The following is a 12,865-nucleotide window of genomic DNA, read 5'->3' on the forward strand; positions in this document are numbered from 1 at the left end:
GCAGGGATTGTATTTTTTCATTTATAACAGTATAATGAAAAAACGAGTTACATACTTACATGATCGAGGAAAACTAACATGAATCAAACTACAAAAGCACAAGATGCATTGGGGCATAACGGGATTACAGAGGGAGTGATATGGAAGCAGCTTCTTCTGTTTTTCTTTCCTATTTTATTTGGGACATTTTTTCAACAGCTCTATAATACCATTGATGCCGTCATTGTCGGCAGATTTGTGGGTAAGGAAGCACTTGCTGCAGTAGGAGGTCCTACCGGAACCTTGATCAATTTGCTGATCGGATTCTTCATAGGGCTTTCTTCTGGTGCAACGGTTATCATCTCTCAGCATTACGGAGCCAATCAAAAGGATAAGGTAAGCCAGGCGGTCCATACGGCCATTGCCTTTTCCATTATATCAGGGATTCTTTTTACCATAATCGGGATTTTATTTGCCCCCATTGCTCTAAAGGCCATGGGAACTCCAGATGAAATTCTTCACCACGCGGTGGCTTTTATGAGGGTGTATTTTATAGGAATAACCGCTAATTTAATCTATAATATGGGAGCCGGAATCCTCCGGGCCGTTGGAGACTCCAAGCGGCCTCTTTATTTCCTCATTGCCAGTTGTTTTACCAATATTATATTGGACATCCTGTTTGTAGTATACCTGCCCTTCGGCGTACGGGGAGCTGCATTTGCAACAGTTTTATCACAGCTTTTAAGTGCCGTTTTAGTGGTGTTAGTCCTCATGCACACAAAGGAATCCTACCGCCTGATCCCTCGTAACTTAAAGATTGATTCTGGTATGTTAAAAAGAATTATACGCATCGGTTTTCCAGCAGGACTTCAGTCGGTTATGTACTCCTTTTCAAATATCATCATTCAGTCAAGTATCAATACCCTTGGCACCAATACCATCGCCGCCTGGACTGCATACGGAAAGATTGATAGTGTATTCTTTACCATCGTCAGCGCCTTTGGAATTGCAATCACTACCTTTGTAGGGCAAAATTACGGAGCTGGAAAAAAGGACAGGGTGTACAAAGGAATGAAAGTCTGTATGGCTATGTGCTTTACTTCCTCCCTAATACTTAGTTTCCTGTTTTATGCCTTTGGAAATCATATATATCTTCTTTTTACCACGGACGCCAGCGTGATTTCAATTGGGACAAACATTCTCCGTTATCTGGCTCCAGTCTATATCACTTACATCTCCATAGAGATCTGCTCTGGGTCTCTTAGAGGAACTGGGGACTGCTGGATTCCTATGCTGCTTACCTGTATGGGAGTCTGTCTGCTCCGTGTTGTTTGGATCTGGACCGTAGTTCCAAAACACCGTACCATTGAAACCGTAATTTTCACTTACCCCATGACCTGGGTTACTACTTCCGTGCTCTTTCTTATTTATTTCTTCTTTTTTAGCAGGCTCAAATGCTTGCGCTTCCCATTCCGCATAAAAAAATAATCCCTTCTGCCGAGCTCCTATTCCATAGGAGCCCGGTAAAAGGAACCATAAAACTGTTCTGTCCGAATGAGATTTACGATGACATGATCATCAACCTCGTGAATTAACCTGATGATATCGGCTACTTCGTAAGAGGACACCACCGTATGGAGAAGGTACATTTTCTTCTTACTATAGCCGCCTACCGCGTCCACACATGAAATTCCATGATGAAACGTATCCACATACTTTTTGGCAAGCTCAGGTCCTTTTACAGTGGTGATCTGTAACGTGACTCGTTCATACCTGTGATGAAAGGTAGATACTATCTTTGTTCCCACGAACTGGAACAAGATGGAGTAACCAGCGTATTTCCAGCCAAAGATTGCACCAAAGATACAAAGAAGAATTACATTGCCAATAAAGACCTGAGTCCAAATGGAATTTCCTGTTTTATTGGATACATAAAGTGCGATAAAATCAGTTCCACCTGTGGAAGCATTCCCCCGAAGTGCCAGGACAATAGCAAAACCATAAAGAACACCGCCGTAGACCACATTTAGCACTTCGTCGTCGAATAAGGGACCAAAGTGGAATACTCTTAAAAACATACTGACTAAAAAAACCTGAATCAGGGAAAACAAAGTAAATCGCTTGCTAATGCTTCTACTACATGCCCAAGCAACAGGAATATTTAATACGATCATGCCAAGGGAAGTAGATATATTAATACCAAATAAGGAAGTGATTCGATCAATCAAAATGGCGATTCCCGTAAATCCCCCAGATAGCAGCCCTGATGGCTGAATGAATGCCTGAATCACATAGGTCTGTAAAAGCGCAGATACAACAACAGCCAGTGTTGTCATCACATTTCTTACCCGCTTGTCTTTCCTTAGTTTTCGAAACATAATAATCCTCCTTATCTTTAAAAGCTATTATATGTAAGTTCTCAATCTATATCAATCTTTTTATAACAAAAAAAGAGGATTGCCTTTCCCCCACAGAAGGCAATCCTCCGTCACGATCCAAAACCGTCACGCCATATCGTTTTTGCTGTTCGGCATCCCCATGCCGATGTCAAGCACACAAGACACCCCTTTGTGCTTATTACATACACGATAATACCATAGTTTTCCAATTAAGTCAATGTTTTTCGTCTATTTTACTGAAAAACCACCCTTCAAAAGGTGATTTAAGGAATATTTTCACACAAAACAGGAATCACATCTTTTACCACATAGAATATTGAATAAAACATATTTTTCAGAAAATTGCACATACTTTCCTTATTGCCAATTCCCGGCCATTTTATAAGCAAGGAGATAACTACCATGGAATTTTCTACCAGCATTTCCGACAATATGAATTATCTAAACAACAAGCTTGATGTGGATGCGAACTTTGATATCGTTCACCGCACCTTTTATGTAGGTGACAAACTTGCCTGCCTCTACTGCATCGAAGGCTTCACCAAAAACGATGTATGGCAAAAGCTTATGGAGGATTTCTCTAGCCTAACTCCAGAAGACATGCTTATTGATGTCCAAGAGTTTTCTAAAAAACACTTTCCTTACACCCAGGTAAGCCTTGTCAAAGATGAATTTACCATGATAAAGAATTTACTTTCCGGACTTTCCTGCCTATTTATCGATGGATATGATAAGTGTCTGGTGGTTGACAGCCGAAATTATCCAACCAGAAGCGTGTCAGAACCAGAAAAAGATAAGGTCTTACGTGGGTCTAGAGATGGATTTGTGGAAACCCTCACCTTTAATACAGCCCTTATCCGTAGGAGAATCAGAGATCCAAAGCTGACCATAGAGATTACAAATGCAGGAGAAAGCTCCCACACAGACATAGCAATTTGCTATTTTAAAGGAAGAGTGGACGAAAAGCTCTTGGAAAAAATCAAGGAACTGATCAAAACGGTAAAAGTAGATGCGCTTACCATGAACCAGGAGAGCCTTGCGGAATGTATTTATCCCCATAAATGGTTCAATCCGTTTCCTAAATTCAAGTATTCAGAACGTCCTGACACGACAGCCGCCTCTCTTTTGGAGGGCAACATCGTTATCATGGTGGATAATTCCCCTTCTGCCATGATTCTTCCTTCATCCGTGTTTGATATCATTGAAGAAGCAGACGATTACTACTTTCCTCCCGTTACAGGAACCTATCTTCGCTTATCTCGGTTCCTGATTTCCATCCTGACCCTTTTTCTGACTCCTACGTGGCTTCTTTTTATGCAAAACTCAGATATGATCCCGTCCTGGCTTCAATTTATTAAGCTGTCGGAAATACCGCAGGTCCCTTTATTATTCCAGCTTTTGATCTTTGAATTCGCCATTGACGGATTAAGACTTGCTGCGGTCAATACCCCCAGTATGCTGACCACACCTCTCAGTGTGATTGCCGGTATTGTCCTTGGAGAGTACTCCGTAAAATCCGGCTGGTTCAACAGTGAAACCATGCTTTATATGTCCTTTGTCACCGTTGCAAACTACACCCAATCAAGCTTTGAGCTTGGGTATGCATTTAAGTTCATGCGAATGATCATGCTCATAACTACGGCCATGTTCAATGTATGGGGATTTGTTGGAGGCGTACTCCTTACCGTATGTGCCGTTGTCTTTAATAAGACCATAGCTGGAAAAAGCTATATCTACCCTCTGATTCCATTCCAATTATCGGAATTAAAGAAGCGGTTATTCCGTGGACGTCTTCCTCACAAGGCAAAATAACAAATCTTTTCTTTTGCAAAAACAGGCGGGGTTGCTTTCGCAAACTCCGCCTGTTATCATTCTTACTGATCGATGCTGTAGTTAGGTGCCTCTTTTGTGATATGGATATCATGAGGATGGCTTTCCTTTAAGGAAGCGGCTGAGATTTTTACAAATCTACCGTTCTCCTGAAGCTCCTTAACACCTTGTGCTCCACAATATCCCATACCGGAACGAAGTCCTCCTAACATCTGGAATACGGTATCCTCTACCATTCCTTTATAAGCCACACGGCCTTCCACGCCTTCTGGTACCAGCTTCTTGGCATCAGACTGGAAATAACGGTCCTTGCTGCCATTTTCCATCGCTGCAATGGATCCCATTCCACGGTACACTTTGTATTTTCTTCCCTGATATAACTCAAAAGAACCAGGGCTTTCATCACAACCTGCAAACAGGCTGCCCATCATACAGACACTACCGCCTGCTGCAACTGCCTTTACTAGGTCACCAGAGTACTTAATACCTCCGTCGGCAATAATTGGTACACCATACTCTTTTGCCACTGTGTAGCAGTCCATAACGGCGGTTACCTGTGGTACACCAATACCAGCTACTACACGTGTCGTACAGATGGATCCAGGTCCAATTCCTACCTTTACAGCATCTGCGCCAGCTTCAATAAGATCTCTGGTAGCATCTCCAGTTGCAACGTTACCTGCAACTACCTGAAGATCTGGATAAGCTTCCTTTATCATCTTCACACAACGAATTACATTTTCAGAATGTCCGTGAGCGGAGTCAAGAACAATAACATCTACTTTAGCATGAACCAGAGCATCAACTCGCTCCAACACGTTGGCAGTAATTCCAACGCCTGCGCCACATAAAAGTCTTCCCTGCTCATCCTTTGCGGATAATGGATATTTAATTTGTTTTTCAATATCTTTAATGGTAATGAGTCCCTTTAAATTAAAATCATCATCAACAATTGGAAGTTTTTCAACTTTTGCCTTTGCAAGAATTTTCTTTGCTTCCATAAGAGTAATGCCTTCTTTTGCTGTAACCAGATTCTCAGAAGTCATACACTCTTTGATCTTTCTGCTATAATCCTCTACGAATTTTAAATCACGGTTTGTAATGATGCCAACTAGTTTTTTCCCTTCTGTAACCGGCACGCCAGAAATTCGGAATTTGCCCATAAGCTCGTCCGCATCTTTTAATGTATGTTCTGGGGAAAGAAAAAATGGATCCGTTATGACGCCGTTTTCTGATCTCTTAACCTTATCAACCTCATCCGCCTGCTGTTCAATGGTCATATTCTTATGGATGATGCCGATGCCCCCCTGTCTTGCCATGGCAATCGCCATGCGGTGCTCGGTAACAGTATCCATACCTGCACTCATAAGCGGAATATTCAGCTTTATGGTTTTCGTAAGGTTTGTCGTTAAATCAACCTGATTCGGTATCACCTGTGAATATGCTGGAACTAACAGCACATCATCAAATGTAATGCCTTCGCCAATTATTGTACCCATTAATTTATTCTCTCCTTCTTTCGATTTTGAAAACACAACGCTTTCACGCGATTTGTTTATTTAGTTACATAGTTTAACAAATTTTACATTGGTTGTCAACGGACATTTTATTGTGGTTTTCCGTCTCGGGTGGACAATAAAACAATCCTATTTAAAAAAGAAAAAAAGAACAGGGACAATAAAAACTGTCCCTGCCTTTTTTCCTTTATATCTGAGAAACCACCTTACGGGGAGCTGTCATCTTGATACAGCGAAGCAGCTTGTCGTTAGGCTCAAAAATAACTTTCGTTCTTTCAGAACCCGACTGACTGATCATTGTATAAGTCTTAGCATCTGGAGTCTTGGAAGAAAAATCAAATACCTTCATTTCCTTAGTCTCATGGTCCCTGGCTTCTATGGAGCCGGTTGGGGCGATGATCTGTATCTCATCCACGGTAGCCTCCCAGGCTTTCTTTCTCTTGCTTTTGCCGTAGATACGGTCAATGGATAATGAGCCTGTCACAAAAAGATACTCAAATTCCACTTCACTGTTTCTAAATACCAGATATGTGGCTCCGCCCACAGCAAAGAGAATAATCACTCCGAAAATCCCAAAAGCCGGAGAGATGGAAAGTAAAAATGCAATTACGCATAAAATCCCCATTAAAATCTTAAGCACCATGGTATAGGCCGGAGCTTTGCGCTTCACAAGCCATTCTGCATACATTTCATTCATAATGATATTGGATCCTTTCTTCCCTGCCCATCATACCAGGGCATGAAGACTTACCCTTTGGGTGTTTCTTCTGTAGGATTATGTCTTACATCATATCCATTCCGCCTGGTGAAGGCATTGCAGGTGTTTTATCTTTCATATTAGCAACTACAGACTCAGTTGTCAATAAGGTAGATGCTACACTGGTTGCATTTTGAAGAGCGCTTCTAGTAACTTTAGTAGGATCTAAAATACCAGCTTCCACCATATCTACATACTCTTCTTTATATGCATCAAAGCCGATTCCGACTTTTGCTTCTTTTACTTTGCTGATGATGACGCTTCCTTCAAGACCTGCATTTGCTACAATGTGGTATAACGGTGATTCCAGTGCCTTTAAGATGATCTTTCCACCGGTCTTCTCATCGCCTTCTAATTTACTAACTAAATCCTCGATTTCAGTGATTGCATGAATATAAGCAGAACCGCCGCCTGCAATTACACCTTCTTCTACCGCTGCTCTTGCTGCAGATAAAGCATCTTCCATACGAAGCTTTGCTTCCTTCATCTCTGTCTCTGTGGCAGCACCTACACGGATTACTGCTACGCCGCCGGATAATTTAGCAAGTCTTTCCTGTAATTTCTCGCGGTCAAAGTCAGATGTAGTTTCCTCAATCTGTCCCTTAATCTGGCCGATTCTTGCAGTAATGGCTTCTTTATCTCCGCATCCGTCTACGATAACGGTATTTTCTTTCAGAATCTTAACGGATTTAGCACGTCCTAATAAATCAAGAGTTGCGCTCTTAAGATCATAGCCTAATTCATCAGAAATTACAGTTCCGCCTGTTAATACAGCGATATCCTGAAGCATCTCTTTTCTTCTGTCGCCATAACCTGGTGCTTTTACACCTACTACATTAAAGGTTCCTCTTAATTTGTTTACGATAAGAGTGGTAAGTGCCTCTCCTTCAATATCTTCTGCGATGATTAAAAGTCTAGCTCCAGACTGAACTACCTGCTCTAACAATGGAAGAATATCCTGAATGCTTGTAATCTTCTTATCTGTAATAAGGATATATGGATCGTCTAAATTAGCTTCCATCTTCTCCATGTCATTGCACATGTAAGCTGAGATATAACCTCGATCAAACTGCATACCTTCTACCAGGTCAAGCTCTGTCATCATGGTTTTGGATTCTTCAATGGTAATAACACCGTTGTTCGATACCTTCTCCATAGCGTCAGCTACCATCTCGCCTACGATATCGTCTGCTGCAGAAATAGCTGCAACTCTTGCGATGGATGCTTTTCCTTTAATAGGCTCACTCATGTTCTTGATTGCCTCTAGCGCTGCTTCTGTTGCCTTCCTCATACCTTTTCTAAGTACGATTGGGTTAGCACCTGCTGCCAGGTTCTTCATGCCTTCATTGATCATTGCCTGAGCAAGAACGGTAGCAGTGGTAGTTCCGTCACCAGCTACATCGTTTGTCTTAGTTGCAACTTCTTTTACTAACTGAGCGCCCATATTTTCAAAGGCATCTTCTAATTCAATTTCTTTTGCAATTGTTACACCATCGTTTGTAATAAGTGGTGCTCCAAATGATTTATCAAGTACAACATTTCTTCCTTTTGGTCCTAATGTTACACGAACGGTATCTGCTAACTGATTTACACCTGATTCAAGTGCTTTTCTTGCATCTACACCATATTTAATCTGCTTTGCCATGATTCATTCCTCCAGTTTTCTTCTAAAATGATAGAAAGTCATAAGGGCTTTCTGCTTAATTGACGGTCAATACCATCATTTATTTATTCGATCACTGCTAAAATATCGCTCTGCTTTACAATCACGAGTTTCTCGTCATCTTCGCCAGTCTCAATTTCTGTACCTGAATACTTGGAGAAGATTACCTTATCGCCTAATTTAACCTGCATGGTAACTTCCTTGCCTTCTACCAAACCGCCAGGTCCTACTGCGATAACTTCTGCCTGCTGTGGCTTTTCTTTTGCCTGACCCGGCAGAACAATACCGGACTTTGTTGTCTCCTCTGCAACCAACGCTTTTAACACAACTTTGTCAAATAATGGTACTAATTTCATTGCAATTCCTCCTCATAGCTTTTTTCTTATTTTCTTTCTTTTGGCTTCCCGAAAGAAGTTTTTTTATTATTCACATAATAAGTTATATCACTCATTATTAGCACTGTCAATAGTTGAGTGCTAACTTTATATTTTTTTTACATTTTTGCCATTTTGAACCCTTTTTTTCGCTTTACCTACTTAGTTTATAGAAATTTTCTTATTATATACCTTTCTTTTTTCCAATAGAAGTATTACAATAACAGAGAGAATGAAAGGAGTGTTATTTTATGGCAAAAAAGGGTTATGGTTTTGGGAAATTTGTGGCATTTGCTACAATCGCCGGAGCAGTTGCTGCAGGCATCTCTTATTTTACGAAATACAAATCTTTTCACAAAGAGTTGGAAGAAAATTTTCATGACTTTGAAGATGATGGCAATGACGATATTTCCAAAATTGATAGTACGATGAACCGTAACTATGTCTCCTTAAATGCAAACAAGGACGAGCTTAAGATTGCGGCTTCCGACATGGCAGACGCTGCTAAAGATGCAGCCGTTGCCGCTAAGAACCTGGTTAAGGACGCAGCTAATATCGTAAGCGATACAGCAAAAGAAGCGGCCTCCGCCATGGCATTTACTGCAAAGGACATGTTTGACTCTACATTAGAAAAAGAAGAAACAACAGAAGATACAGAGGATATCACAGAAGACGGTGGGCTTGATTATACCGCAGCCCAATCTCTGCCAGTGGAAGAAGTAGCCATGACAGAACCAGAACATGTGACAGACTCTATAAATGAGGCATCTGACGACGATACGACTACCATCGAAGAAGATGACATCGAATAATTTTATGAATGAACAGGATAAGGAGTTGTTCCCTATGATATAAGATCAATGGGAGCAGCTCCTTATTTTCTTTCTATAACTCCTTCGTCAGATTCATGCTTTATGCATGGCTTTAGTTTTAATACCGGTAACATCAAAAAGAGTTTCTTCTATAATAATCTGTTATTTCTGCATAATGTGAATGGCAAAGCCACCAAACTCACCGTCTAAATAGACGTTTTTTAATGCACCCTCCTCAGTATAAGCGGCAGTTTCCATATTAAAGGAGAAACCTTTCTCTTTCAATTCCTCTACAGCAGCAGTTAAATCAGATGTACGCATAGCAATATGCCCATTGGAACCAAGAAACGGTGCTTTCATACATTCAAAGTATGGACCTGCAAATTCAGATTTCTGTCCATGGCGAGGTTCTATGTTGAACATCATGCCTAAAAGCTGTGCAAGCTTCTCTGCCTCCTCTGCATTCGGTGTATTGATACCAACATGTTCTAATTCAAATTTGATTTTCACAATGATACCTCTTTCTATCTCTAATTTTTGTCAGGTTCCTTCTCTATCCTTACATTGGGAACATCAGGAGTGAACCAGCGGTCAAAGCAATCAAACGAATAAAGTATTGCGGAATGGTAAATTTCCAGAATTCCGATATCTTATAATTTCCAACCCCCATAACCATTGCAGGCATACCATCGATAGGAAGGAAATGTCCACACCAGCCAGATATTACGATTGCACATGCGGCAGCAGTAGGATCAAGTCCAAGACTCGTACATGTGGCAATCGCAAGAGGTGTGAATACATAAACGGTTCCAATGGTTGATCCCGTCATTGTTGCCAGCACGCTTGTAAGAATACAGAACGCAAGGATCATAAGGAAAGGATTGATGTTTGTTCCAAGCATACCTGCTACGGTGGAACCAACAAGATTGGTTAATCCAGTACTTCCAAGTGCATCAGCAATCCCGATAACGCCGGCTGACATCAGTATGATGGGCGCACATATTGCATCACGTATCTCTTTGAAATCCATGACTCCAATCACAAGAATTACTGCTACAGACAGACCAGGAATTGCATAACCTGCATCACCAATAAAACTCTGGAGTATCATACCGATTACGGCAGCTACGAAAGCAACATATGTTACCTGCTCTTTCCACTTAGGTAAAGTACTAACAGATTCTCCTTGAGCCTTTGCCGCATCTGTTGCCTTAGCGATGGGATGATCTGGAAGGAACTTGTACTGAATCACACAGTTAAGCAGAAAACCAAGAGACAGTATTAAGTTAATGATTGCAAACTTAACGACTGATACCTGGGCAAGAACACCTGCACTGTTAAGTACAGCAATTACAATTCCATACTGCAACGCAGTGTTAAATGGCAGTAATGGGTGATTCGCTGCAAATCCGGCAGTCATAATGACTTTTGATGGAGGAAGCTGTTTGTTTTCTGGCAAAGTTGAAAGTAAACCAATGGTCAGAACGTAGTATGCAGTGGAACCAGTTCCGAACAAACTGCAGCCAATCATAACGATTAAAATTATCATCAAAAACGCTTTAAATTTCCCCTTATTTGCAATGTTAAACATAGATCTCTTAAAGGCAGTAATAAAACTCGTCTTTTGAAGTGCTGCAATAATTGCCATGAATTCAGCAAGCATAATAATTGTAGAATTTGAAAATCCAGCAAATGCGCCCTTAATATCAGTTATTCCAAAAATGACAAGTAATAGGCATGCTAGTAATGGAGGCGCGCCGAATGGTAGTTTATCCGTCATAATCAGTATAATCATGAATACAGTGATTGCTAAAGCAATGATCATTTGAGGTGTCATTTTATTTTCACCCTAGCCTTTCTTGGTGTCATAGTTCACTCTTAACGCTATGTTACGCATATTTATGACACATTTCGTTATATTTTTGGTGTATCACTTGGAATGTCTTATTCGTTCCTTCTACAGTGGCAAATATCAGTGGCTCTTAGCAGCTGTGGGGTTATACAGACCAACCTGCTCACGTTTTTCCCCAAGAATATCTTTCTCACTGAACTTTATATACTTTACTCCTTTGCGAGTACGTGCCGCATATGCAAGATGTAACATTCCATCTTCACTTTGCATGATATATGGATATTCATACTGCTTATTGTTTGTCTTATTCTCATCCCCCATATATCCTTCCCCTCGCTCCATCCAGCGTATCATAGGGAACGTCTGGCCTCCATCTTCTGATAGGGCTACCGCCACAGGGCAACGAAGTCCTGGCCAGGAAGCTTTACCAGGCTGTGGAGATGGGGTACAAGTTGGATTGTATGCGATAGCAATACGTCCACTCTGAAGCTTTATGGCGCTTACGCTGGAGTTATTATTTGGCAAAGATGTTGGTACCGGCTCACTCCAGGTCTCTCCCCAGTCAAAGGATTCGCTTCGATGAATGCGATAGGCTTCTCGGTTTCGCATAAAAGCCACCAAATGTCCTGATTCAAGCTCAACAACATTTGCATGAACATGGCCGTTGCTTTTAGGCATCATAACCGTTTTCCAGGTTTTTCCTTCATCATATGAGATACGAAAAACAGTTGGATCTCCAGACAGACCTTCTAGAGAATCGGTACAAATCCAATTTGAAAATATCCAAGTACCATTTGAAAGAACCTGAATCGGCTGGCGACAAAAAGTACCTTCCTCTGGGAAATATGTTTCATATGGTCCCCAGGTTTTTCCGCCATCACTGCTTTTTTGGCAGCGGACTACTGCAGTATACTGCATGTTATCTTTCCCCTCTTGACGATCAAGCTGAGCTGTGTACATTGCCCATACCTTATGATCAGGACCATAGAAGAGAGAAGGATTTTGTTCACTACGTGTTGAATCGTTGGAGATATCTTCTGGAGGCAGCCATTTTGTACTTCCTTTTGGAAGTATGGAGCAGATAATATGAACATCAGCGCTGCCTTCATAGCTTCCTGCAAACCAACAACAAAGAAGATCACCATTAGGAAGTTCCAGCATTGCCGGGGCGTGGGCAGTCGGATAGCCACCACTTGGTAACAAAGCTTCATATACTCCCATTTCTTCATTCTCGTAGATTGTTCCATCCCAGGTGAGACCTGGAAGTTTCGGATATTGCATACGTTTCCTCCTTATTACTAGTAAATATAAAATGTTTAGCGATTACAGTGTATTGCGTCAGATAGGTTATCAAGTAGTTGTAATCACCCTCCCCTCTTCTTCTACTGCCAGACAAATCGCTGTTTGAGAAGAACTGTTTTATTCTTGATCCCATTATGACATATCAGTTGGTCATTTACATCAAAATAAAAATCAAATATGTTGCATTTTAGAACAACATTGATAAGAATCGTGTTTAAAATTGAAATACATTTATAATAACAACATAATTTCTTTCTAAAAATTTTATATTTTTATCTGATACGCACAAAAAAAACGGAAACCAGATCATAATCTGTTTCCGTTTTTTAATACTTGTATCAATATTATAACCATGTATTGTGAATGATTCGAAAGTACAT

The 12,865-nt window shown here is 40.9% G+C and carries 11 protein-coding genes; 3 read left to right on the forward strand and 8 right to left on the reverse strand.

Annotation, left to right across the window (positions count from 1 at the left end):
* The first annotated feature begins 78 nt into the window (after positions 1 to 78).
* Positions 79 to 1,467 (forward strand): MATE family efflux transporter, encoded by a 1,389-nt coding sequence (locus BET01_RS14410; RefSeq protein WP_120197505.1) that lies wholly within the window; start codon positions 79 to 81, stop codon positions 1,465 to 1,467.
* A 17-nt stretch (positions 1,468 to 1,484) separates the two neighbouring features.
* Here BET01_RS14410 and BET01_RS14415 read toward each other — a convergent pair whose 3' ends face one another.
* Complete coding sequence (locus BET01_RS14415; protein WP_120197506.1) at positions 1,485 to 2,357, reverse strand: YitT family protein; 873 nt, start codon at positions 2,355 to 2,357, stop codon at positions 1,485 to 1,487.
* A 423-nt stretch (positions 2,358 to 2,780) separates the two neighbouring features.
* On the opposite strand from BET01_RS14415, the gene BET01_RS14420 reads away from it, so the two are divergent.
* Positions 2,781 to 4,190, forward strand: a complete 1,410-nt coding sequence (locus BET01_RS14420) for a spore germination protein (protein ID WP_120197507.1) — start codon at positions 2,781 to 2,783, stop codon at positions 4,188 to 4,190.
* A 62-nt stretch (positions 4,191 to 4,252) separates the two neighbouring features.
* Here BET01_RS14420 and guaB read toward each other — a convergent pair whose 3' ends face one another.
* The 4 genes from guaB to BET01_RS14440 all read right to left on the reverse strand — a co-directional run bounded on the left by guaB (position 4,253) and on the right by BET01_RS14440 (position 8,501).
* The gene (gene guaB / locus BET01_RS14425; protein ID WP_120197508.1) at positions 4,253 to 5,707 is read right to left on the reverse strand and encodes an IMP dehydrogenase; all 1,455 of its coding nucleotides are present in this window, start codon (positions 5,705 to 5,707) and stop codon (positions 4,253 to 4,255) included.
* Positions 5,708 to 5,912: 205 nt separating this feature from the next.
* Positions 5,913 to 6,422, reverse strand: a complete 510-nt coding sequence (locus tag BET01_RS14430; protein ID WP_120197509.1) for a DUF6106 family protein — start codon at positions 6,420 to 6,422, stop codon at positions 5,913 to 5,915.
* 85 nt (positions 6,423 to 6,507) lie between these two features.
* Positions 6,508 to 8,127, reverse strand: coding sequence for a chaperonin GroEL (gene groL / locus BET01_RS14435; protein ID WP_120197510.1), 1,620 nt, complete (start codon positions 8,125 to 8,127; stop codon positions 6,508 to 6,510).
* Positions 8,128 to 8,210: 83 nt separating this feature from the next.
* The gene (locus BET01_RS14440) at positions 8,211 to 8,501 is read right to left on the reverse strand and encodes a co-chaperone GroES (RefSeq protein ID WP_120197511.1); all 291 of its coding nucleotides are present in this window, start codon (positions 8,499 to 8,501) and stop codon (positions 8,211 to 8,213) included.
* A 269-nt stretch (positions 8,502 to 8,770) separates the two neighbouring features.
* Here BET01_RS14440 and BET01_RS14445 point away from each other — a divergent pair, with 269 nt between their 5' ends.
* Positions 8,771 to 9,331 carry a hypothetical protein gene (locus BET01_RS14445; RefSeq protein WP_120197512.1) on the forward strand — a complete coding sequence of 187 codons (561 nt, stop codon included), beginning with the start codon at positions 8,771 to 8,773 and terminating at the stop codon, positions 9,329 to 9,331.
* Positions 9,332 to 9,493: 162 nt separating this feature from the next.
* On the opposite strand, the gene BET01_RS14450 is transcribed toward BET01_RS14445, so the two are convergent.
* The 3 genes from BET01_RS14450 to BET01_RS14460 form a co-directional block, all read right to left on the reverse strand.
* Positions 9,494 to 9,841, reverse strand: coding sequence for a VOC family protein (locus tag BET01_RS14450; protein WP_120197513.1), 348 nt, complete (start codon positions 9,839 to 9,841; stop codon positions 9,494 to 9,496).
* A 49-nt stretch (positions 9,842 to 9,890) separates the two neighbouring features.
* Positions 9,891 to 11,168, reverse strand: coding sequence for an SLC13 family permease (locus BET01_RS14455; RefSeq protein ID WP_120197514.1), 1,278 nt, complete (start codon positions 11,166 to 11,168; stop codon positions 9,891 to 9,893).
* Between the two features lie 135 nt (positions 11,169 to 11,303).
* Complete coding sequence (locus BET01_RS14460; protein ID WP_120197515.1) at positions 11,304 to 12,464, reverse strand: sialidase family protein; 1,161 nt, start codon at positions 12,462 to 12,464, stop codon at positions 11,304 to 11,306.
* Positions 12,465 to 12,865 lie beyond the last annotated feature (401 nt).

The organism is Lacrimispora algidixylanolytica (assembly GCF_003609635.1).
Classification (GTDB): domain Bacteria; phylum Bacillota; class Clostridia; order Lachnospirales; family Lachnospiraceae; genus Lacrimispora; species Lacrimispora algidixylanolytica.